This window comes from Bacteroides fragilis NCTC 9343 (assembly GCF_000025985.1).
GTDB classification, from domain to species: domain Bacteria; phylum Bacteroidota; class Bacteroidia; order Bacteroidales; family Bacteroidaceae; genus Bacteroides; species Bacteroides fragilis.
In genome coordinates, this window is sequence record NC_003228.3 from 3,175,688 (window position 1) to 3,200,106 (window position 24,419).

Below are 24,419 nucleotides of genomic sequence, written 5' to 3' on the forward strand. Positions count from 1 at the left end.
ACTTCGCACCGCTCCTATTGCTAACTCGCGCCAAAGGTTCCCGCCTCACAGCGTCCGCCTCCGGAGATTTATTTTTAAATGCATGAAGCGGTTAGCGTTAATCTTTATATTGTCGATGCAAAATTACCGTTTTTCTCCCTATCATTCACTATCTTTGCACCTCAAAATTTTAAGAACTATTCAATGATAAACGAAGAAAAGATACATAAAAGCACTTCCGGATGGTGGGCACTCAGCCCTTTATTTGTATTCTTGTGTCTCTATTTGGTCACTTCTATCCTGGTGAACGATTTCTACAAAGTACCTATAACGGTAGCCTTCCTGATTTCATCATGCTACGCCATTGCCATCACGCGAGGACTGAATCTGGAACAACGGATCTATCAATTTTCAGTAGGAGCTTCCAATAAAAACATCATGCTGATGGTGTGGATATTCATCCTGGCAGGAGCCTTTGCACAAAGTGCCAAGCAAATGGGAGCCATTGACGCTACGGTAAACCTGACACTCCATATTTTGCCGGATAACCTTTTATTGGCAGGCATCTTTCTGGCCTCTTGCTTCATTTCGCTATCCATCGGTACCAGTGTAGGCACTATCGTGGCTCTGACTCCTGTCGCTATCGGGTTGGCAGAGAAAACCGGAATCGATCTGCCCTTCATGGTAGCAGTGGTAGTGGGCGGCTCCTTTTTCGGTGACAATCTATCGTTTATCTCCGATACAACCATTGCTTCGACCAAGACTCAAGGATGCGTCATGCGCGATAAGTTTCGGGTCAACTCCATGATTGTGGTACCTGCCGCACTGGTCGTATTGGGTATCTATATCTTTCAGGGGCTTTCAGTCTCTGCCCCGCCACTGGTGCAGGAGATTGAATGGGTCAAAGTGATCCCCTACCTTATCGTATTGGGAACGGCCATAGCCGGAATGAATGTTATGCTGGTTTTGATAATAGGTATCTTTACCAGCGGTGTTATCGGTATTGCTACAGGCAGCCTCGGATTCTTCGACTGGTTTGGTGCTATGGGGACGGGGATCACCGGAATGGGCGAACTGATTATTATTACCTTACTGGCAGGCGGAATGCTTGAGACGATCCGTTACAATGGAGGAATAGATTTCATTATCCGCAAATTGACCCGCCACGTAAACGGAAAGCGGGGAGCGGAACTCAGTATTGCCGCTTTGGTAAGCATCGCCAATCTTTGTACGGCTAATAATACGATTGCCATCATCACTACCGGACCGATTGCCAAAGATATTGCAAAAAAATTTCAATTGGACCGGAGAAAAACGGCAAGTATCCTCGACACATTCTCGTGCCTGATACAAGGCATCATCCCTTATGGAGCACAAATGCTGATTGCTGCCGGACTGGCACAGATTTCCCCGCTCAGCATCATCGGGAATCTGTATTATCCGTTTACAATGGGTATTTGCGCACTATTGGCCATCCTATTCCGGTATCCGAGAAAGTATTCCTGAATAAAGCCCAACCTACTTTTTGATATTTTGCAAATAGGCTTCAAGAGATTCATCTTTGCCCAATCCCAGTTTCTTGCGTATCCGGCTACGGCCGGAATTCACGCTGGCACGCGAAATCCCCAAAGCGAGAGCTATTTCATCAGTGCTCTGATTCAACCGGATCAACATACAAAGCAATTCGTCATTACGGGTCAACTCGGGACATTGACAACGCAATACAGGTAAATAGTGGGGATAAAGTGCTGCGAACGACTGACGGAACCGTATCTCGTCATCCCCACTCAGCAGCATCGGGTTCAGTTTCTGGCGCACATTATCAATCACGTCCGCATGTGCCACCTTCTCTAATTCGTTATTGAGAGATTCGTAGCGCCCGTTCAGTTCCTGATGGATGGAAATCAGACGGGAAAGCCGCTCTCTATGGAGATGTGCTTCACGCCGGTAATGGCGGCGGCGTTGTAACATATATACCACTACCAGTCCCAACAACATGAAAAGCAATACAACCACAATTCCAATGTAGGTCAACGTACGCTCCTTCAATTCGACCTCAGCCATCAATGCACGGTATTCCTGCTCTTTTCGTCCGGTATCGTAACGCACATTGGCCGCAGCGGTATAGCGCAACTTGTCTTTTTCATTCAGCGAATCTTGCAAAGCGGCATATCGGGGATAAAACTCCAACATCCTCGAACCCAAATGGCGTGAAGCATAGATTCCCAAAAGTCCTTTTGCCGCAAAGGCTTCCATTTCATCCCAGTCCATATAGGCAAATTCACAATGCGCTTGTTCCATCATGGCAAGACCACGCTCTTCCTGTCCGTCTCTTACCAGAGCCAATCCCAGCCAGTATCGGGTGCCTGAATGGGTGGCAGGGCGTACACCGGCACTGTCGGCAAAAATAGCTTCCATATCACGCAGTGCCGCCGCATTGGAGTCGGGACACATCTGTAACCAATATTTAGCCCGGTCTCTGCGCCACGTCTTTAAACTTCTCTCTCCCATCCGTTGCGCCACTTCTCTCTCTTTACCCAGATAAAAAGCAGCCGAATCAACCTGTTCCAGATCCATAAAAAAAGAAGAACGCACACGATAGGCCCCGCACAGCGCCATGCTGTCTTCACGGGCAGCCATCCGAATCACTCTCGCATTGATCTCCAAAGCTTTCTCGGTGAGGGCAAGGGTAGAATATAAGGCAGCAAGATCGGCATAGGCTCGTATCATGCCATCCGTAGCAATACCGGGATGTTTATCATACCATTCAACAGCTGCGAGGGACAGATCAACAGCTTTTACATATCGCCCTTCGCGCCTGTAATAGTATCCCAACCGTGCCAATATGGCTCCCACATCTTGGGTTTCCCCACCCCGCCGATAAGCCTCTACAGCCCGTTCCTGCATCCGGCACGCTACATTCGGGCGAGCACTGCTGAAGTGGTAAGCCCACGAAACCATGTGGCAACACAGCATGACGACCGACTGATCGTCCGGTGGCAATAGCACGGCAAAAGAATCGGCCAATGCCTCTGTGCGTCTATTATCATCCGTCATCAAACTGTTCTGCGCTTCGAAAGCCCAAAGAGGATAAGCACAATATCCCGTCAGAAACGGGTGTCCGGAAAGACGAATACTGTCGAGCAACTGTACGGCAGCTTCATAAGCTCCTGTTTTTGATAAAACTTGATTGTACAACGGCATGATACGCAATAATTGTCTGCGAAGTGTATCCGGATTACCATCCGGATCGGAAGGCATATAGAGAAACATCCCGCTGTAAATGTCCGTGAGCATATCATAACGTCCCGCTTCGAAAAGCGAATCGTGCAGCCCCATATAATGTTCGATACACTCCCCGGGATGATGGGTCATCCACTCTTTAAAAGAAAGTGGTGTCACTGTGGATGATTGTTTACATCCGACAGGCAAAAAAAAGAGTAGAATAAACCCAAATATCAAAATACAATATCGCATATAAGAAGTACAATAAATGAATGACAGCAAATATATGCTATTTGTGCGAGAAGAGAACCAACCTCAAAGCGGGAAAGTCCGTATATAGCCTCAAATAACGTGTTTTAAACCAATAATCTATTAAACCATCTATCGTCTTTTCTACCGGACAACTCTCTTTATGTGTACTTTTGCCCCCATAATCAAGCCCCTTAAAAACTACAAGCAAAACAATGATTAAAGAAAAAGCAACTCCGCATATCGGTCTGGTAACCGATCTGACAACAGGACAAATAGACGGAAAAATCACTCCGGGTGGAATGGTTTTAGTTACCGGATGTAATATTAAAATAGAGAACGGAAACAAACCTGTCTGTGAAGCAATCCAACTCTCCCACCAAAATGGAGAAGTTATCTGCATCGACCCACCGTTCGAAATGAACGAACCGCATATCCTCAAATTCAAGATACCGGATTCACTGCCCACCGGAGAATATACGCTAACCATCAAGACTCGTTTCGCAGGTAAGGATAAACGGCTTCTGACCCAAGAACAGACTTTGGTGTACATGCTAAAATTAATCAGAGAAGAATAATCGGACAGAGTGAAAAAGCTCCGAACATCCCGATAATTATAAAAAAGAACCGGAAGTCTTTGTCAATCAAAACAAAACCCTTATCTTTGCACCCGCTATTACGAGTTAGTAGCATTAATTCAAATCATTCATTAAAAAAACATTTATTTAAAATGGCAACAAGAATTAGATTGCAAAGACATGGACGTAAAAGCTACGCTTTCTACTCTATCGTTATTGCAGACAGCAGAGCACCACGTGATGGTAAATTTACAGAGAAGATTGGTACTTACAACCCTAACACCAATCCTGCTACAGTAGATTTGAATTTCGAACGTGCCTTGCACTGGGTGCTGGTAGGTGCACAACCTTCAGACACAGTTCGCAACATCCTTTCACGTGAAGGCGTTTACATGAAGAAACACCTCCTCGGCGGTGTAGCTAAAGGCGCATTTGGTGAAGCTGAAGCTGAAGCTAAATTCGAAGCTTGGAAGAACAACAAACAGTCAGGTCTGTCTGCTCTGAAAGCTAAAGAAGAGGAAGCTAAGAAAGCTGAAGCAAAAGCACGTCTGGAAGCTGAAAAGAAAGTAAACGAAGTAAAAGCAAAAGCATTGGCTGAAAAGAAAGCTGCTGAAGAAGCTGCTAAGGCTGCTGCTGAAGCTCCCGCAGAAGAAGCTGCTCCGGCAGAAGAAGCTGCAACTGAAGCTGCTGCTGAATAATCGGCAGTATCTATCATTCGTAAATAGGATTAAAACAATAAAATCCTCTCCGGTCCGCTGGGGAGGATTTTTTATTGGATCATCCCGGCTACGGAATGGCCCACAGAGAACGCTCTACTTCAGCACGACATAACGCAGAAAGACCACCTGATCGCCGACCTTAACTCTTCCATCTGCCAAAGCCTCCTTGTCTACCCTGAAAGTTTTCAAGTATTTTTTTAAACTTTTCGTTACCGTATAGGGCTGTTCTTTTTCATACCCGAGAATCTTTATACTACCATCCTCGTTGATCGTCACTTTACATTTTATATTGAAAGTCAACCCGCGCAATTTTTTGGCTTCCGTTTTGTTTATCCAAAAGATATAGGTTGCCTTCCCGATATTATTCTTTTTCTCTACCTTCTTCTCCTTAGAGTATTCATCGTACACTTTAAATGAAGGTTCACTTTTATCGCCACACGAAGTGCAAACGAATAAAACCAACAACAATATTCCAAATACTTTTTTCATTACTGAACTCCTTTCTGTTTAGCGTATATCACATAACTATTATCTTCCTCACCGATCGACTCACACAATTCCTGTAACTTTTTCCTATTCTTCCCCTTCCTACCATCTGTCGAGGAGAGATAAGACTCTATTTCCGCTTTCAGCACTCCCGGTTCCACCAGCCTTATATATTGTTTGTTACGGAGTGACCAAGGGGTCCACAACCGATCCGGCATCCCTCCCGCAAAGTCATTGATCACCCGGAAAAAAGTTCCGCGCAACGATGCCTTATCCACTATAAAGTTCGAAGGTGATTTCGTCTCCCACATTCCATCACCCACTTGTTCCTCTACCATCAATCTGCCGACATAGGCCTGAGGCAACTCATAGAATGTGGTTATCGAACGTTTCCTGTCTCCAATGTTGAGTGTGAAGCGGGGCTTCAGCCTGCTTTCCGAACGGATATAATGATAAAGCGTATCGGGACGCAGTTCAAAGAAGGTGCTGATATAAAGATCGAATACTTCCGTATTGGCACCGTACATCACCTCATTGCTATAATCGGGAAGAACAGACAGATGCCTGGCAGCAGGAACCGAATCGAGCAGATGTCCTTCAAAATCCTGTACCCATGCCACAAAAGGGTATCCGGTAAAGGGAAGTGCCCCCACCGTAAGTTCACGTTTATCGGCATCGACCTTGAATACAGCCTTGGAGACCGGCTGATGTAACGGAATGGAACGCAACGGTTTCCCAGCCAGATCATAGACATAGATGGCGTTGCTGTTAGCGAAAGGCATCAGATAGATACAATTATGTTTTTCGTCAATCTCCGCTTTGTATACGGCACGATACTCTCCCGGCCCTTGCCCGATAGCACCTATATTGGTAACAAACTCTCCTTTTTTAGTAAATAATCGGCAAGGATGGAGTTCATAAACAGAACCGTAGACAAGGATGTAATTTTCGGAAACACACAGATTGTTTTCTCCGACCATCGCTTCATCACGGTTATCGAGCTTGATGATTTGAAAGTCTTTCAAAAAGAAACTGAACGGTAAGTCAACCGTATCTTTCAGCAAGCTGAGGTCACATACCACAACCGAGTCTTGACCGGCCCATTGATAGGAAGCGACCACCGGCCATTGCTCCGAAAGATTTTTCTCTTCGGCCTTGGGAACGACCGAACAGGAAGAAAATAAAAATACTCCCCCCAGAATTGAACTTAGGAGATGAAATTGCCTGATATTCTTCATAAACTCTCCATTTCTATATCATGCAAAGATAAAAATAAAAACGAATAATCTACGAATACTCCGTAGTTTTTTTTGATTCGTTTCAGAATTTATCTATATACACGGAAAGGGAGTAGCGACAAAAATCATAAAAAAAGATGCCCGGAACAAATCCCGGGCATCTCCTCTATAAGTCTGTTTTGACAAACAGGTAATCTTGTTCGATTAATATCTGTCACGACCGCCGCCATAGCCGCCGCCACGATTACCACCACCGTAACCACCACCACGGTTGTTACCATAGCCGCCACGATTACCACCACCGTAATTGCTGTTACGACGCGGGCCTTCTTCTCTCGGACGTGCAACTGATACGGCAAGTGTCTTTCCGTCTATTTCTTTTTCGTTCAGTGCTGCGATGGCAGCATTTCCCTCTTCGTCATTAGGCATTTCTACAAAACCGAATCCTTTAGAACGGCCAGTTTCTCTGTCCATAACGATTTTGGCTGAAATAACTTCTCCAAACTCTTCGAATAATTCTCCTAAATCAGCATTGCTAAGATTATAGCTGATACCTGCAATAAAAATGTTCATTGAAAAAATAATTAATACAATTAATAAAATTTGTTATCTTAGAGAAGTCTTAATAAGGAGATAAATTACTCTACAAGTACCTTGGAAATAAAACACATCCTATCAGAAATCTTTAATACGCGGTAAATATAGACATTTACAACAGACTGAGAAACAAAATCATCATTTTCTTTTATTTTTTTTATTAAAATTGAGATTTTGACGATGCTTTAGTCTCACCTCTGTTTCTTCCGCCTACGGCTCCGGCGCCTCTGCATCTTCTTGTGTTTATAGCGCTGTATCCGTTTATAAATCATCCAGCCGCTCATCAAACCTACTACTACGAAGATCAGGATCGTAATGCCCACTCCCAGATTGTCTCCCTTAATGCGTGACCAGATTTCAAGAACATCTTTCGTCTTATCGCCGAAATCACGAATCATGGCACAACGTTCTACCACCTTACGGTCCGGGTACTGTATCTTGTCAATCTGCAGGCTGTCTGCTCCCGGTCCGAAGAAATAGCTCAAATCCGAATAATAAGTCAGGGTGGTGTCTGTCTTCGCCTCCATGATTTCAGGCGAAGCCACAGCACTCACATAACCGCTCGCTTCCATATTCCGCAAAGCAATGTCGGGACGGCACATAAAGTTGATGAAATAGCTGGCAGCTTCCGGATTGCCGGCATACTTAGGAATCACCCAGCCGTCATACCAGATGTTGCTTCCTTCCCGAGGCACTACATAGTCCAGGTCCACTCCTACCGCATCCGCTTCTTCGATGGCCCATTTGGCATCTCCGCTCCAGGTCATATTGAGCCATGCTTTATTTTTGGTCATCATCTCTTTACCGAAGTCTGCCTCCCAACCGGCTATATTGGGTTTCATCGCCTTGAGGTATTTTTCGGCAATCTCCATTGCACGGGGAGAATAGTCGTTCATCAGATCCTCTACTGTCACCTTGCCTCCGGCCAGATCACGGGCATGTGCGTAAATGATGGCCGTCCCGTACGCATCGCGGTAACTGTCTTTCATCAATATCTTGCCGGCATATTTCCGATCCCAAAGGCAACTCCAACTTTCGGCATCCGCATCGGGAACAAAAGCCTTGTTATACAGTATCCCGGCCGTTCCCCACATGTAACACACGGCATAATGACTGGCAACGCGTCCGGGTTGACTCAACTTATCGATCTGTTCCCGGATATAAGGAGACACGTCATTCATGTAGTCGGGCGAATGGGGAAAAACGGTGTCGATGGGCAACAGCAAGTCTTTCTTCAACATCCGCTCGATGATGTATTCCGAAGGGCATACCACATCAAAATCTTCGTGCCCTTTTTCGATCTTGGTCAACATGATTTCGTTGATATCGAAAGTTTGATAGACAATACGAATATCCTCGCCTGTCTGCTCCTTATAATATGCCTGGAAATCTTCCAGCACTCCGTCGCCGATGTAATCGGCCCAGTTATAAATTTTCAATACCTTTTCGCGGGGCTCACCGGAATTGTAACAACCGGAAAGCATAAACGACGCTGCAAGGCAAAGAGTTATTAACAGCTTATTCATTAACACTTTATACTATTTCTTGATTCTCGTAAATTCTCTTCTATTTTGGTTTAAAACCCAAAGGACGTGGGTTTCAAACCAACGGACACTATCTTTAAAAGCAATGACAGTTGGGGTTTAAACCGGCGGTCTCTCGCTTTAAACGGCGAGGCCGACCAACGTCAGGTATCACTTTTTCTCTTTTCCGGCACGCCGGTTAATGACAATCAGCAAGGCCAGCACCACCACGAAAATAATGGTCGAAAGCGGACGCAGTTCCGGAGTCAGCCCTCCTTTGCGGGCATCGGCATAGATATAGGTGGAAAGTGTCTCGAGACCTTCGTTACCGATCGTAAATACCGTTACTGCAAAATCATCGATAGAAAGTGTCAGCGCAAGCATGAAACCGCTAATCATTCCCGGACGAATCTCCGGAACAATCACTTTGCGGAGTGCCTGCATCGGAGTCGCTCCCAGATCGAGGGCGGCTTCGTAAATATTAGGATTCATCTGCTTGAGACGGGGCAACACGCTGAGTACCACATAAGGAGTACAGAAAGTAATGTGTGCCAGTACAACGGTCGTGTATCCCTGCGATATCCCCAGCGACACAAACAACAGAAACAGTGAAATACCGGTAATAATATCCCCATTCAGGATAGGAATGCTGTTCACAAAGCTGATGGCCTTCCGCGAACGTGCCTTCAGGTTGAAGATGCCGATAGCAGTGATACTCCCCAGCAGGGTGGAAGCCGTAGCTGCAATCAAAGCAATGGTCACAGTATTGATCAGCGCATTCATCAGCGAATGGTGAGTGCCGGTAGTGAACAGTGACGAATACAGTTTTGTGGAGAATCCGGTCCAGTTGCCCAGCACTTTTGCCTCGGTAAAAGAGTAAATCATTATAATCACGATAGGCGAATAGAGCAGCAAAAGCAGAATCCACAAATAGGTCTGAGCGAGAATCTTCTTTACCATAGCCCACCTCCTTCGTTCGTATTATCTTTGTCGTCGGTGCTGAACAGAGAGGTCGCGGCAATCAGCAGCAACATAATCAGCGACAGGGCCGCGCCATAGTTCCACATACTGTTATTGATATTCTCCTGGATTGTGGTACCAAACAGTTTGATATTGTTCATCGTCAACAACTCGGCAATGGCAAAGGTTGAGATAGTAGGCATGAAAACCATCATGATGCCACTCATCACCCCCGGCATGGAAAGCGGAAGCACGGCCTTAAAAAAGACCTGAACGGGATTGGCACCCAGATCCTGCGCAGCCTCAATATAACTGTGATCCATCTTTTGCAAAGTGTTGTAGATGGGGTAAATCATAAATGGTATGAAGTTATAGACCATACCGAATATCAGGGCACCCTCACCGAGCGGAACACTGAAGAAGTCGAACAAGGCTACCGTAGCCAACGTACGTACCAGAATGTTGACCCACATGGGAAGAATAAACAGTACGACCATTGTTTTCGACCGGTTTAGTTTTGCGTTGCTCAGTATCCATGCTGCCGGATAGCCCAGCAGGATACAGACAATGGTGGTAATAATGGCAATACCGATAGAATAGACAAAGGTATTGATAGCTTCGTGGTGCTGAAAAAACTTCGCAAAGTTTTCCAAAGTCAGATGTCCGCTGTCATCGGTGAAAGCATAGACCACGATAAGGAGTAGCGGAATAACGACGAAGATCGCCGAAAAGATAATGTAAGGGAGTGTCCAACTCTTACGTGATGAAAAAAAGACCGATAATCTTTTCACTCTTAACTCTTATTTTATTAGTTCTTAATTACTCTGATACCGTCCGGGGGGATGGTGATACCTACACGGTCGCCATCGTCCCATACGTCGTTCGTATCTACAAACACATTCTCGTCCCAATCCGAAAGCACAGTCAGATGATAATGGTCACCCTTATAAAGGATAAACTTCACCTCTCCGGTCAGTGCACCGTCTTCTTCGTTGTCCTGAAGAATCACGTTGTCGAAACCGACTTCCACCTTCACCTCGCTGCCTGCTTCGATCCCCGTGACAGGAGCACACTCGAAGTTGCATCCCAAAAACTCCACATGGGTTTCGTCGATCAACTTGCCTTCAAAAGTATTGCACACACGCTCTTTCTTCATAATATGAATATCGAACGGCTTCACCAGCAACCCGACGAGAGCCCCGACTTCAAAATGATGATAGTCTTGTACCAGAAATTCATAGCCATTGCAGAGAACCGTCATTTCGTAATGTACGCCTTTAAAGACAGACGATTGCACCACACCGGTCAGTTGCGCCGCTTCCGAAACCGGAAAGATGTAAAGGTCTTCCGGACGGATCACTACGTCCACGGGCATGTTCTCGCCAAAACCTTCGTCTACACACTCGAATTCGGTATTACAGAAACATACCAGTTTGTCGTGGATCATCACTCCGTTCAGGATATTACTTTCTCCGATGAAATCGGCTACAAACGAATTGATAGGCTCGTTATATATATCGATCGGAGTACCAATCTGCTGGATGCGTCCCTCGCTCATGACTACAATCGTATCGCTTAGCGTCAGTGCTTCTTCCTGATCGTGAGTGACATACACAAAAGTGATCCCCAGAGATTTGTGCATCTCCTTCAACTCCATCTGCATGTCTTTACGCATTTTCAGGTCGAGAGCTGCCAAGGGCTCGTCAAGCAGCAACACTTCCGGTTCGTTGACGATGGCACGGGCAATGGCCACACGCTGCTGCTGTCCGCCGGACAGCGAATCTACATCACGATATTCGTAATCGGTCATCCCCACCATCTTCAAAGCGGCTTTTACCTTCTTCTCAATGGTCTGCTTGGGCATTTTCTTCAGTTTCAGCCCAAAAGCGATATTATCATATACATTCAGATGCGGGAACAGAGCGTATTTCTGGAATACCGTGTTTACCGGACGTTTGTGTGGAGGAGTTTGTGTGATTTCTTTCCCCGATATTTTTATCTCGCCTTCCGAAGCTGTCTGGAAGCCGGCGATAAGGCGCAACAAAGTAGTCTTGCCACATCCCGAAGGCCCCAGAATGGTGACGAACTCACCTTTCTTTACATTCAGGGTCACATGATCCAAGGCAGTCTTCTCACCGAAGAATTTAGACACACCGTTCACCTCAATAATGGATTTGCTTTCTTGCATATTCATACTAATTTGGGGTGCAAAGGTACACATTTATCCGATTCGTACATACATGTTAATCTAATATAACAGAGAAATTCTATCCGGAATTAAAAAAACACCTATCTTTGCATAAATATTTATTCACTAAACATACTAAAGCAATGAAAAAGTTAACTTATCTGGCTGTTGCAGCAGTTGCTCTCGGAGTGGCATCTTGTAACACCAACAAACCCGGTTATGTAATAACAGGTACTGTGGAAGGCGCTGCCGACGGAGATACTGTATTTATCCAGGAACGTGTGAACAGACAGTTCAACAAACTGGACACAGCTATCATCGCTAACGGAACATTTACATTCGAAGGCGCACAGGATTCCGTAGTGAACCGCTACATCACTTATTCTAAAGACGGCGACGGAGTCTATGTGGATTTCTTCCTCGAAAACGGTAAAATCAAGGTAAACCTGTCTAAAGACGATAAATCGGCAACCGGTACTCCGAACAACGATGCTTATCAGGAGATACGGAACAAGATAAATGCAATCGACCAGAAACAAGCCGCTATCTATCAGGCTATGGGCGACAGCACATTGACCGATGACCAGAAGATGGCTAAACAAAAAGAATTTTCAGAACTGGAAGAGGCGTACAGCCAGGCTATCAAAGAAGGCGTACAAAAGAATATCACCAATCCGGTAGGTATCATGTTGTTCAAACAAAGCTTCTATGAAAACTCTACCGAGGATAACGACGCTCTGCTGAAACAAATTCCCGCCAACTATCAGAATGACGAAACGATTGTGAAAATCAAGGATATCACTGAAAAGCAGAAAGCTACTGCCGCCGGACAGAAATTCATCGACTTCGAAATGCTGACACCTGACGGAAAACCGGTGAAACTGTCTGACTATGTAGGCAAAGGCAAAGTGGTATTGGTTGACTTCTGGGCAAGCTGGTGTGGCCCATGCCGCCGCGAAATGCCTAACATTGTAGAAGCTTATGCTAAATATAAAGGCAAAAACTTCGAAATCGTAGGTGTATCTCTGGATCAGGATGCCGATAAATGGAAAGATGCCATCAAGAAGCTGAACATCACATGGCCTCAGATGTCCGACCTGAAAGGCTGGCAAAATGAAGGTGCACAGTTGTATGCTGTAAACAGTATCCCCCACACCATGTTGGTGGACGCTGACGGAACGATCCTGGCACGCGGCCTGCACGGCGAAAAGCTTCAGACCAAACTGGAAGAAGTGCTGAATAAGTAATCAGCGGAATACCATATCATAATTCACCACAGATTACACAGATTCACACAGAATAGCTTTAATCTACTGACAACCCATCCTATTTATCTGTGTAAATCTGTGGTGAATATGAATCAGGTACGGGCTTTCGATTTATTTCAGTGAATCGGCATAAGCACAGAGCTTCACAATCTGATCCACATCTTCAAAATTCACCTTATTATCTTCAATATACTTCTCCACCTCCGCACGATGTTTTGAGTAGATTTTGGCAAGTTGCTTAAAGTTACGGAACTGCTTCATTTTATCATCCTTCTCCACCCAATAGACATGGTGCCGATTGCTGACAATAATTTTTTCACCTTCCAGCTTGTAAGACTGTCCGTTGCTCGTTATGGTGCCATAGCTCTGAACTGCCGTTGTTTCCGAACGGGTACCATAAGCCCCCATGGGAGCCTCCTTACGGGCGGTAGCTTTATACTGAACGTAAACCACCGGTTTGGTCGGCAACATTTCTATACCGGCTCCGTTGGATTCGGGATAAAATGTACGTCCCGCTATCTTGATCAGCAGAATATCTCCCGGATTGGCAAGCTCTTTCACCTGCTTATCCTGAGGGTCTATAAAATAAAACTTATTGACTACTATACTGTAGTTCATTTTAGACTTCAATTCGCCTCCGGCTCTCAGGAGCACTTGGGCATCTTCATACTTATCAAACAGGAACGAAGCCGTATCAGCCTGAGCTCTCAATTGCCACAAACTGCACAGTGCAAAAGCAATAAAAATAAAAATCCTTCTCATAATACATCGACTTTAAGCAATAAAGGGCTGTCTTGACAGTATACACTTCAAAACAGCCCTTCAAAATAAATCTGGTAAATCTCTCTTTACTCTACATCAATCAGACGAACCAACGTACGTAGCAGAAGTCTTGACGGTGAGGCAGATCCTGATTTTTCGGGAACATACGGTATGCCACTTTAAAGCTTCCTGCATTCGACAAGCTGTGCTTAGCCTGGAATGTATACAGGTCGCCTTCTTTCTTGATCACACTGAATGGTTCTACCGAATATACATGCTGCTTGCCTTCCGGAGTCGTATAAGTTGTAACCAACTCCAGTCCCACTGCATCGTTCAATCCTTTCTCGTCAACGACAACTGTAATGGTATACTCTTTGCCGCTTTCGATATCGCCTTGTGCAATGTCTGCTTCCCTCTCTTTTGAAACAATCTCGATAGAGTCCCACTTAGCAACGACTTCTTCTTTCCAGGCTGCTATCTCTTTTGCCTTTGCATTGTCATTGGCAGACAGTTCTTTGAAACGTTTAGCTTCCTTGCAGTAGAACTTACTGTAGTAATCGTCGAGCTGACGCTTCATGGTATAGTGAGGAGCGATCTGGGCGATCGAGTTTTTCACACTCTTAATCCAGCCTTCAGAGTATCCCTTCTTGTTGCGTGCATAATACAGCGGCAGGATTTCTGTTTCGAGGATACTGTAGATAGTAGCTGCGTCGAGCTGATCCTGATGTTCCTGGTTCTGATAAGTACGTTTTTCGGTCAATGCCCAACCTGCACCTTCGCGGTAACCTTCAAGCCACCATCCGTCGAGTACAGAGAAGTTCAATACACCATTCATCAACGCTTTCTCACCCGATGTACCGGATGCTTCGAGCGGACGGGTCGGAGTATTCAACCAGATATCAACTCCGGTCACCAGACGACGGGCCAACTGCATATCGTAGTTTTCAAGGAAGATGATCTTACCCAGGAATTCCGGACGCTGAGAGATCTCAACGATTCTCTTGATCAGTCCCTGGCCTGCACCATCGTGCGGGTGAGCCTTACCTGTGAAGAGGAACTGTACCGGATAATCGGGATTGTTAACGATCTTAGACAAGCGTTCCAGATCGGTGAACAACAAGTGAGCACGTTTGTAAGTGGCAAAACGGCGGCCGAAACCGATCAGCAATGCATTCGGATTGATCTTGTCCAACAGCGATACAATGCGTGAAGGATCTCCCTGGTTCTTCAACCACGTTTCACGGAACTGCTTACGGATATAATCCACCAGCTTGTTCTTCATCGTCACGCGAGTCTTCCAGATCTCTTCATCGGGCACATTATAGATAGCTTCCCAGATCTTCGGATTTGACTGATCGTACAGGAAGTTTTCGTTAAAGTATTTAGCATAAAGCTGTTTCCATTCGGTAGCGCTCCATGTGGGGAAGTGTACACCATTGGTCACATAACCCACATGGCTCTCTTCGGGGAAGTATCCCTTCCAGATAGAAGAGAACATCTCCTGAGAAACTTTTCCGTGCAGCCAGCTTACACCGTTCACTTCCTGAGAAGTGTTGCAAGCAAATACAGACATACAGAAACGTTCGCCCTTATCACCCGGATTGTTACGTCCAAGGTCCATCAGGTCGTCCCAGCTGATACCCATCTTAACGGGATATCCGCCCATATATTTACCGAACAAGCCTTCGTCAAAGTAGTCGTGACCGGCAGGCACCGGAGTGTGAACCGTATACAGTGAAGATGCACGAACCAACTCGATAGCCTGGTTGAAAGTCAGGCCGGTAGCTACATAATCGCAGATACGCTGAACATTGATCAGGGCGGCGTGTCCTTCGTTACAGTGATAAATATCTTTTTTGATACCCAATGCCTTCAGTGTCAGCATACCGCCGATACCCAGCAGGATCTCTTGTTTCAAACGGTTTTCCCAGTCACCTCCGTACAGCTGGTGAGTGATAGGACGGTCAAACTCGCTGTTCATTTCATTGTCTGTATCGAGCAGATACAAAGAAACGCGTCCTACGTTCACTCTCCATACATTTGCATGTACGTAGTAATCCATATAAGGCACATCTACTACCAACGGTTTGCCGTCTGCATCCGTCACGCGGTCAATAGGGAGTTGTCCGAAGTTCTGTGCCTCGTAATTGGCAATCTGCTGTCCGTCCATCGACAGGGTTTGTGTAAAGTAACCATAGCGATACAGGAAACCTACTGCACACAGATCTACATTACTGTCCGAAGCTTCTTTCAGATAGTCGCCGGCCAATACACCCAGACCCCCGGAATATATTTTAAGAACATGATTCAAACCATATTCCATGCTAAAGTAAGCCACTGACGGACGTTTGTTATCGGGCGTCACATCCATGTAGTCTCTAAATTTAGCATATACGTCGTTCATGCGTTTCAGGATTACTTTATCTTTTGATAAAGCTTCCAGTTTTTCGTAACTCATACGTTCAAGCAAAAGCACAGGATTCTGACCGGCTTCTTTCCAGAGAGTCGGATCCAAGTCTCTGAAGAGTTCAGTAGCTTCATAATTCCACGCCCACCAAATGTTGCGTGCCAGTTCAGATAGTTTCTCTAATTCCGCAGGAACACGTGACTTTACAGTTACCTCCTTCCAATTCGGAGTATTCACATTACTTACTTTAATTTTCATAATGTTATTGTTTACTTGTTGATGAATAAATACTTAGTTTAGTTGACGTTTCATGGCATTACGCAAGGCGATGTCATAAGCCTCGTAATAATATTTGATGAAATGCTTCCATAGAGCCTGTTCGGCCACAGCCGCAGCTTGTTTGCGGATCTCTTTCACCTCATTATCTGTTTTACCCGAGAACAGTGCGATCGTATCTTTGATACCGTCGGCTACCTCTGAGTAATTATAGTCCGAACGGTGTAACACCTCTACCCCATTATCGATGCCATGCTGATTTTTCAGGCTGTTCACCCAAAGGCCGAAGCCTGCCAGGTCTGTTGTAATAGTAGGTACGCGGAATGCCACACTCTCAAGCGGAGTGTATCCCCAAGGTTCGTAATAAGAAGGATAGACACTCAAGTCTTCTCCCAATATCAGATCATAATATTCTTTGTTCAGGATTCCATCTTTTCCGTCCAGATAGCACGGAACGAAAATCACCTTCACTTTATCTTCCGGACGATTTCCCATACCAAGATATTTGAGCATATCCAGAACTTGGTCGTGGGTCATGTTATGCAGCCAATGGGTAATGAAAGGTACTTCGAGCGGAGTATCGAATTTTTCTTTGCTTTTCAGCCGTGTCTGCAAATCCTCGCGGGGCTCTCCCACCCAACCCGGTACATTGACAAATGCCAGCACGTTCTTCTGCAGGTCCTTGTCCCGGTTCAAACGGTTCAATGATTCCAGAAACACGTCGATCCCTTTGTTCTTAAACTCGTAACGGCCACTGGTGCCGATAATTAATGTGTCATCGTCCATATGGGTACCCAGAAGCTTATTGGCCACATTCAACATCAATGCACGCGCACGTTTGCGCTTACCGGTGAAAGCGCTTCCCTGAGGAACGAAATCGTCCTCGAAACCGTTCATCAATACTACATCGGCGGCTTTATCAAGCAGTTCCTTACACTCGTTGTTGGTGATTTCGCTCACCGTCGTAAAGCAGTCAACGTGATGCGCAGTCTGCTTTTCAATCGAGTGCTTCGACTGCATATTCAGCTCCTGTGCCATCTGATCGCCGTTATAAGCAAACAGATAGTCATATAAAGGTTTATCGTTTCCGGCAATGCTACGGCCGATAGAAGTGGCATGGGTGGTGAAGATGGTTCCTATTTCGGGAACAGCCAATTGCAGATACAGTGCTCCCAGGCCGGTCATCCATTCATGTGCCTGATAAATGACCTTATCATTTTCGGTCAGGTTGTAGCGATAGAAGCTTTCCACCACTTTTCCGGCAGCATACGAAAACATGGATGCTTCGTCATAATCGCCGTAAGCATGCAATGAATCGACCTGAAAGTGATTCCACATTTCAGTATAGATTTCATTCTTTTTCTCAAAAAAAGGCTGAAAGTCAACGAGAATAACAATGGGTTCACCCGGAATATTCCAACGTCCGACACGGACAGAAAGGTCATCTTTCTTGAGGGCATGTTCTTTCCATGCCGCACAAAGATTGTCAGATTCTATAAACAAGGGATTGTCCTTTCCTTGCCATACATCCGGCCCTATAAAAAATAATTTGTCACGGAAGTTAGTTTGCAACGTATTTGCCCTTGTAGACAAAACAGTATAAATTCCTCCTACCTTGTTGCACACTTCCCAACTGGCTTCGAAGATATAATCGGGGGTTAATAAATCTTTTACCATATAAATGTTTAAAACTCTTTTTATTACGCAGGTGCAAAAGTACGCATTATTTATTGAAAAATAATGCTTTATGCAAAAAATATAAGCAAAATAGCACAAACAAGCGTTTACAACGAGATTTCAGAGCATAAAAAAAGACTTAAGTGTTTTCGGAAAACGCTTAAGTCTTTTCAGAAAACACTTAAACGTTCTGTCGAAAACGCTTAAGTGTTTTTTATAAATCATTAGTTTATGCAAGCGCACTACCGATAAGGAAGGTAGCAGCCAATGCCACGATAGCATAAAGTTCGGGGAACACAGCAAGAATCAATGTGTTGCTGAATACATTGTGGCCTTGTCCGATGGCTGCAATACCATTGGCGCAAACCTGTCCCTGACGGATAGCGGAAAACAGAGCCACCAATCCGAGAGCAATACCCGCACCCAAAACGGCAGAAGCCTGAATGGCGGTAATCTGCGGAGTAAGGATACCGAAAATAGTCTGGAACATAAAGTAACCTGCGAAACCATACAATCCCTGTGTACCCGGAAGAGCTGTCAGTACGAGGAAGTTACCGAATGCACTATCGTTTTTCTTCAATGCGCCGATAGCAGCGTTACCTGCAATAGTCACTCCGTAAGCACTTCCGATGCCTGACAAACCAACCATAACCGCGATGCCAATGTAAGCAATAAACAAATTCATTTCCATAATCTTAATTTTATTTTTTAATTTATTATTCTATTAATTTCTTTTTATTTTCTGAATGGTTTGTACTCTTTGCCACCACCTTCGTAACCGGAATTCTTGAAAAACTCCACGAAGGTCAGACGCATAGGATGAACCATGGCTCCGAGCACATTCATAAAGATATTGATGGCATGGCCGATTACAAAAATCAATACCATCACAATGGGGCCGGCAATCACATTGTCCGGACTCATGCCCACTGCCAAACTATTGAATACGCCGGCAAGGATACCTCCCGACAATCCCAGAGCGAACAAACGGACGTATGACAGAACGTCGCCCAACAGACCTGTCGCCATGTTATAAGAATCCCATAAGCCCAGCCCGATATTCAGGAAGATGTTCTTCCCCGGACTGTTGAACAGGAAAATCATAACGCCGGCAATACCCATGATGATCAAATGAACCGTACTTCCCATCGGCATCACTTTCGGCAACAGTGCCGAGAAGGCTAACGATAGCAAGAGGATGATCCATCCGATTGTAGCAATGGCATACTTGAAGCCAAACTGGATAGTCTGATTGACAGCTTTCAGTACCATGCCGAACAGGATCTGTACCGCACCCAGAATCAGTGAGAGTTGGAACATGTCATTATTATCCATGAAAACGGCACTCTTCAGGCGCTGGATGAACGGCAAGGGCAGATCGTAAATATTGGCTCCGAAAAAAGTCCCGGTCAGCAATCCGCAGAAGAAAGTGGAAGTTGCCAGTATCTGAATCAGCGAAATGATCGATTTAGCCGACTGACTCAGTTTTTTCGCCAATAGACGATAAGCCGTAGCTCCTACAAACAGGAATAATCCATAACCGGAATCTCCCAGGCAGAGCCCGAAAAAGATCATAAAGAACGGGGCAAAGAACGGGGTCAGGTCCAGTTCATTATACTTGGGCAACATGTAGAGTTTGCAAATGGGCTCGAACCAGGCAAAGAAACCTTTGTTATTCAGTTCGATCGGCACGTTGTCTTCCGGTGTCGGATCTGTGATCTCATAATAAATATGTGCATCGTTCAGATAAGCCTCTATCTCTACCTTGCTGGTAGCAGGGGCCCATCCTTCGAGCAACATCAATTTGTCACCCGCAGTCTGCTCTGTACTCAATACGACTTTTGAAAATTCTATTTCAGTCTGCACCTGTTTCAAAGCCTCCTTCAGCGAAGGGATATCGGTTTCGGACAAAGCGACCAACTTCTTTTCATTCTCTTCAAGTGCGGTCTCTGTATTCGCATACTGCGCCTCGAGCTGGGCCAGTGACTGCGATGGCAGTTTAGCTTGCTCTACATCCAGATCGACTTCCTCCCCGTCCTTGGTCACGGTGATGAAAAAGACTTTTGAGGATATGCGGCAGATGATCATAGCGTTGTATTCCGCTTCCCATTCTTCCTTGTAGTTACCTTCGGAGCAGGTATAGAAGCCGACTACATAACCGGCATCTTTCAAACGCTGTATGCCTTCCGGCTCAAAGTTGCCCCAAGCCTCCAAAGCGTCTTTCTCCTTGCCACAGGTTTGCTGCTGTTGCAACAGTTTACTGTGTTCGGTCTGCAAGGCATCTATTTCATCGAGCACCTGCAAACCACGTTCGGCACTACCGCCATTGGCAGCAATGACCGCATCCTTCTCGTGCTTCTGGTTCTGAAGCAACTTCAATGCGGCGGCCAAACGGGCAGAAAGACGAATATTATCTTGCAGTTCGGCATTCTCCGCCGCTCCCTGCTGCTTCTCTACAATATGGACCACTCCGAGTTCACGAAGACTGTTCAGGAAATCTTCGTACTCCTTATGATAAACCAGGAACGTGAGTTTCTTCATTTTCGTAATCATGCTTCTGCCTCCTTCCTTTTTTCCTGCTGTGACTTCAGAATCTTTTGCGACGACTTAGACAAATTTTCTTCATCTTCCATGAATCGTTTGATCTTGCGCAAAGCATCCTGATACCCCGGTATCTGAACCTTCTCAAAAAGATTCACTTTCTGAGTGGTCTTTTTCCTCGCATGTTCTAACAAGCCCAACTTGGCTAGCGTAAACTCACGCTCTATAGCGGTATGTGCCAACTCCTTAAGCAGGTGTATACCGTCGGCATACCACTTAGGAGCATTAAACAGACTGTACGGACGGATCTCGAAATCCACATTTTCGAGCAAAGGCACCCGTACACCGGCTATTTTCTTGACACCAAGATGAACATCATTTACTTTTATCAATGAGGTGTCAAACTCATTCCAAAGTGCGAACATGGCTTCATAAGCCTGGATTTGTTTTTCCAGCCTTTCCTCCAGATCGGCAGCTTCGCTTTTACAGCGCTTCACTTCCATGCGAAGGGCACTCTCCTTGTTTTTGATAATCGGGAGAGTACGTACCCGCACTTTCAGTTGCTTCTCAAGCTGCTGAAGGGAGGTTTTGTTATATTGAAACTTTATAGCCATCTCGTTTATTTACTATTTTTTCCAATACTGATCTACCAGTTCCTTCTTGATATTTACTTCTTCCGGACGGAAGTATTTGCCGAACAGTCCCCAGGCTACATCGAGCATTTCGGTCGTATCCAGATTGACGTCGATGGCCAGCAACTGATTGGAGTAATCTTTGGCAAAAGCTAAAGTACGTTCGTCATAGTTGGTCAGGTCGAAACCATTTTCCAATTTAGTCTTGGCATTAGCGGCATCGGCATACAAACGCACGGCAGCATTCATCACCTGCGGATGGTCTTTACGGGTTTTCTTACCGGTTACCAACTGTTTCAGACGGGACAATGAACGGAACGGATCGACAATAACCTTACCGATGTCACTGTCACGGCGCAGGAACAACTGTCCTTCGGTGATGTAGCCTGTATTATCCGGCACAGCATGCGTAATATCACCACCGGACAATGTAGTCACGGCAATAATCGTGATGGAGCCGCCATCGGGGAACTGTACAGCCTTTTCGTAGATCTTGGCAAGATCCGAATAGAGCGAACCCGGCATAGAATCTTTCGAAGGAATCTGGTCCATACGGTTTGACACGATAGCCAAAGCATCGGCATACGAAGTCATATCGGTCAGCAGAACCAATACTTTCTGATTGTGCTGTACTGCGAAATATTCAGCCGCAGTCAAAGCCATATCCGGTACCAGCAAACGTTCTACCGGAGGGTTCTCCGTGGTATTCACGAAACTGACGATACGGTCGAGCGCACCGGCATTGGAAAATACATTCTTGAAATACAGGTAGTCATCGTTTGTCATACCCATACCGCCCAGAATAATCTTATCTGTTTCTGCACGTAACGCCACGTTAGCCATCACCTGGTTGAACGGTTGGTCGGGATCGGCGAAGAACGGAATCTTCTGACCGGAAACCAGTGTATTGTTCAAGTCGATACCTGCGATACCGGTTGCAATCAGCTCGGAAGGCTGTTTACGCCGTACCGGGTTTACAGACGGCCCTCCGATCGGTACCTCCTGCCCTTCGATCTCCGGTCCTCCGTCGATAGGATCACCGAAAGCGTTGAAAAAACGTCCGGCCAGTTGCTCGCTCACTTTCAGCGTAGGCGATTTACCCAGAAATACAACTTCGGCATTGGTCGGGATACCTTCCGTACCCTCAAACACCTGCAAAGTCACTTCGTCACCGGCAATCTTTACAACCTGAGCCAGTTTACCATTCACAGTGGCCAACTCATCATATCCTACCCCTGTAGCTTTCAGCGAACAGGTGGCCTTGGTAATCTGAGTAATCTTAGTATATATTTTTTGAAATGCTTTTGTAGCCATGTTATTATTTACAATTTAGTTTCAATCTACTATTTGACACTTCTCTCGGCAACCAACTCCTCCAATTGCTTCTGGAAACCTTCATATTGTTCCGACTTGAACTTCGAATAGTTCATTTGCTTGCAGATGTTAATCATCTTCTTGAAGTAATCCATAACCTCATTAAAGTTATCAAACTCAAATTCCGTATGACAGATGTCTATCACCATATTCAAGATAGCCTCCTGACGCTCCATCGGAGTCACGGCATCAATCTCGTCGAACGCATCCTGCTGCAAGATAACGAAGTCTATCAACTCGGACTTCCAGAAGATTACGTGATACTCTACCGGTACACCGTCATCACCCAGGATATTGATCTGCTCGGCAATCTCCTTACCGCGTTGCAAGCGAGTTTTGATTTCGTTCACCTTACCGATCCACTCATCATTGATATGCTCGGCAATGTATGCTTCAAATTCAGGATATTCGATATACTTGGAATAAGAATCGATCGGATTTACAGCCGGATAACGCTTCTTATCGGCACGATCCTGCTCCAGAGCATAGAAACAACGGGCTACCTTCTTGGTGTTCTCTGTCACCGGCTCCTTCAAGTTACCACCGGCAGGTGATACTGTACCGATAAAGGTAATAGAACCGCTCTCGCCGTTATTCAGTTTCACGTAGCCTGCACGGCCATAGAAGTTAGAAATGATTGAGGACAGGTCCATCGGGAATGCATCCGGTCCGGGCAACTCCTCCATACGGTTCGACATCTCACGCAATGCCTGCGCCCAACGGGAAGTGGAGTCTGCCATCAGCAGGACTTTCAATCCCATGGCACGATAGTATTCGGCAATCGTCATGGCCGTATACACAGAAGCTTCACGCGCTGCTACCGGCATGTTCGATGTATTTGCGATAATAATGGTACGCTCCATCAGCTTACGTCCCGTGTGCGGGTCCACCAATTCCGGAAATTCGGTAAAGATTTCCACAACTTCATTTGCACGCTCCCCACAAGCAGCGATAATCACGATATCGGCTTCGGCCTGTTTTGAAATGGCATGCTGAAGTACCGTCTTACCCGTACCGAACGGACCGGGAATAAATCCGGTACCGCCTTCCACTATCGGATTGACAGTATCGATCACACGCACACCGGTTTCAAGCAACTTGAACGGACGCGGTTTTTCTTTATAATTCGTCATAGCCCGCTTCACCGGCCATTTCTGGATCATATTCACTTCAACGGTATTTCCTTCTTCGTCCACCAAAACTGCAACCACATCTTCAATCTTGTAATCGCCTTCGGGAACAATCGACTTCACCGTGCAAACACCTTTCTGAGTGAAAGGCACCATAATCTTCAATGGCTGGAAGTTCTCGTCCACCTGTCCTAACCAGGCAGATGCTTCCACTTTATCCCCCACACTGACAAGGGGAACAAAATGCCATACACTTCCTTTATCCAACGGATAAGTATATTGTCCTCTCTTCAGGAATACTCCATCCATCTTATCAAGGTCGTTTTGCAGACCATCATAATTCTTTGATAACATACCGGGACCTAAAGTCACTTCAAGCATGTGTCCGGTAAATTCGGCCTCGGCTCCCACTTTCAGTCCACGAGTACTTTCGAACACCTGGACATATACATGTGTACCTACGACCTTAATCACCTCCGCCATTAATTTGTCTCCGCCGGTTGAGATATAACAGATCTCATTCTGAGCTACCGGCCCATCAACGACGAGGGTCACCATGTTGGCAATAACGCCACTAACAGTTCCTTTTGTTGCCATATATTTTTTTAGT

General features: G+C 45.6%; 20 protein-coding genes. 4 read left to right on the forward strand and 16 right to left on the reverse strand.

The window, feature by feature from the left end; translation table 11 throughout:
• The first annotated feature begins 183 nt into the window (after positions 1–183).
• Positions 184–1,485, forward strand: a complete 1,302-nt coding sequence (locus tag BF9343_RS13035; RefSeq protein ID WP_008769051.1) for a Na+/H+ antiporter NhaC family protein — start codon at positions 184–186, stop codon at positions 1,483–1,485.
• 12 nt (positions 1,486–1,497) lie between these two features.
• Here BF9343_RS13035 and BF9343_RS13040 read toward each other — a convergent pair whose 3' ends face one another.
• On the reverse strand, positions 1,498–3,354 hold the full coding sequence (locus tag BF9343_RS13040; RefSeq protein WP_009292502.1) for a transcriptional regulator: 1,857 nt from the start codon (positions 3,352–3,354) through the stop codon (positions 1,498–1,500).
• Between the two features lie 314 nt (positions 3,355–3,668).
• On the opposite strand from BF9343_RS13040, the gene BF9343_RS13045 reads away from it, so the two are divergent.
• Together BF9343_RS13045 and BF9343_RS13050 are read left to right on the forward strand one after the other, a co-directional pair.
• Positions 3,669–4,031 carry a DUF4469 domain-containing protein gene (locus BF9343_RS13045; protein WP_005788404.1) on the forward strand — a complete coding sequence of 121 codons (363 nt, stop codon included), beginning with the start codon at positions 3,669–3,671 and terminating at the stop codon, positions 4,029–4,031.
• 152 nt (positions 4,032–4,183) lie between these two features.
• Entirely contained in the window at positions 4,184–4,729 is a 546-nt protein-coding gene (locus BF9343_RS13050; protein ID WP_005788406.1) for a 30S ribosomal protein S16, read from the forward strand.
• Between the two features lie 114 nt (positions 4,730–4,843).
• Here the strand turns inward: BF9343_RS13050 and BF9343_RS13055 are convergent, their stop codons facing one another.
• The 7 genes from BF9343_RS13055 to potA all read right to left on the reverse strand — a co-directional run bounded on the left by BF9343_RS13055 (position 4,844) and on the right by potA (position 11,748).
• Positions 4,844–5,239, reverse strand: coding sequence for a DUF4891 domain-containing protein (locus tag BF9343_RS13055; protein WP_005793288.1), 396 nt, complete (start codon positions 5,237–5,239; stop codon positions 4,844–4,846).
• Positions 5,239–6,474 (reverse strand): 6-bladed beta-propeller, encoded by a 1,236-nt coding sequence (locus BF9343_RS13060; RefSeq protein ID WP_010993117.1) that lies wholly within the window; start codon positions 6,472–6,474, stop codon positions 5,239–5,241. Before BF9343_RS13060 ends, BF9343_RS13055 begins: the two co-directional genes overlap by 1 nt.
• A 204-nt stretch (positions 6,475–6,678) precedes the next feature.
• Positions 6,679–7,047 carry an RNA recognition motif domain-containing protein gene (locus BF9343_RS13065; protein WP_005788413.1) on the reverse strand — a complete coding sequence of 123 codons (369 nt, stop codon included), beginning with the start codon at positions 7,045–7,047 and terminating at the stop codon, positions 6,679–6,681.
• 215 nt (positions 7,048–7,262) lie between these two features.
• Positions 7,263–8,597, reverse strand: coding sequence for an ABC transporter substrate-binding protein (locus BF9343_RS13070; protein WP_005788414.1), 1,335 nt, complete (start codon positions 8,595–8,597; stop codon positions 7,263–7,265).
• Between the two features lie 168 nt (positions 8,598–8,765).
• Positions 8,766–9,554, reverse strand: a complete 789-nt coding sequence (locus BF9343_RS13075) for an ABC transporter permease (RefSeq protein WP_010993119.1) — start codon at positions 9,552–9,554, stop codon at positions 8,766–8,768.
• On the reverse strand, positions 9,548–10,345 hold the full coding sequence (locus BF9343_RS13080) for an ABC transporter permease (protein WP_005778456.1): 798 nt from the start codon (positions 10,343–10,345) through the stop codon (positions 9,548–9,550). The genes BF9343_RS13075 and BF9343_RS13080 overlap by 7 nt, the downstream gene beginning before the upstream one ends.
• Before the next feature lie 17 nt (positions 10,346–10,362).
• Positions 10,363–11,748 carry a polyamine ABC transporter ATP-binding protein gene (gene potA, locus BF9343_RS13085; protein ID WP_010993120.1) on the reverse strand — a complete coding sequence of 462 codons (1,386 nt, stop codon included), beginning with the start codon at positions 11,746–11,748 and terminating at the stop codon, positions 10,363–10,365.
• Between the two features lie 137 nt (positions 11,749–11,885).
• Between potA and BF9343_RS13090 the strand changes: the two genes are divergently transcribed.
• Positions 11,886–12,989 carry a TlpA disulfide reductase family protein gene (locus BF9343_RS13090; RefSeq protein ID WP_005815367.1) on the forward strand — a complete coding sequence of 368 codons (1,104 nt, stop codon included), beginning with the start codon at positions 11,886–11,888 and terminating at the stop codon, positions 12,987–12,989.
• Between the two features lie 132 nt (positions 12,990–13,121).
• Here the strand turns inward: BF9343_RS13090 and BF9343_RS13095 are convergent, their stop codons facing one another.
• From BF9343_RS13095 to BF9343_RS13130, 8 genes are all read right to left on the reverse strand, one after another.
• Positions 13,122–13,772 (reverse strand): hypothetical protein, encoded by a 651-nt coding sequence (locus BF9343_RS13095; RefSeq protein WP_005788422.1) that lies wholly within the window; start codon positions 13,770–13,772, stop codon positions 13,122–13,124.
• A 100-nt stretch (positions 13,773–13,872) separates the two neighbouring features.
• Positions 13,873–16,437, reverse strand: a complete 2,565-nt coding sequence (locus tag BF9343_RS13100) for a glycosyltransferase family 1 protein (RefSeq protein WP_005803825.1) — start codon at positions 16,435–16,437, stop codon at positions 13,873–13,875.
• A 33-nt stretch (positions 16,438–16,470) separates the two neighbouring features.
• Entirely contained in the window at positions 16,471–18,132 is a 1,662-nt protein-coding gene (locus BF9343_RS13105; protein ID WP_005793275.1) for a glycosyltransferase, read from the reverse strand.
• Between the two features lie 229 nt (positions 18,133–18,361).
• On the reverse strand, positions 18,362–18,823 hold the full coding sequence (locus BF9343_RS13110) for a V-type ATP synthase subunit K (RefSeq protein WP_002562679.1): 462 nt from the start codon (positions 18,821–18,823) through the stop codon (positions 18,362–18,364).
• A gap of 44 nt (positions 18,824–18,867) precedes the next feature.
• Positions 18,868–20,685, reverse strand: a complete 1,818-nt coding sequence (locus BF9343_RS13115) for a V-type ATP synthase subunit I (protein ID WP_010993122.1) — start codon at positions 20,683–20,685, stop codon at positions 18,868–18,870.
• Positions 20,682–21,287, reverse strand: coding sequence for a V-type ATP synthase subunit D (locus tag BF9343_RS13120; protein WP_005788431.1), 606 nt, complete (start codon positions 21,285–21,287; stop codon positions 20,682–20,684). Before BF9343_RS13120 ends, BF9343_RS13115 begins: the two co-directional genes overlap by 4 nt.
• Positions 21,288–21,299: 12 nt before the next feature.
• Positions 21,300–22,619 carry a V-type ATP synthase subunit B gene (locus BF9343_RS13125; RefSeq protein WP_005788433.1) on the reverse strand — a complete coding sequence of 440 codons (1,320 nt, stop codon included), beginning with the start codon at positions 22,617–22,619 and terminating at the stop codon, positions 21,300–21,302.
• Positions 22,620–22,648: 29 nt separating this feature from the next.
• Positions 22,649–24,406 carry a V-type ATP synthase subunit A gene (locus BF9343_RS13130; protein WP_005788434.1) on the reverse strand — a complete coding sequence of 586 codons (1,758 nt, stop codon included), beginning with the start codon at positions 24,404–24,406 and terminating at the stop codon, positions 22,649–22,651.
• Positions 24,407–24,419: the final 13 nt, after the last annotated feature.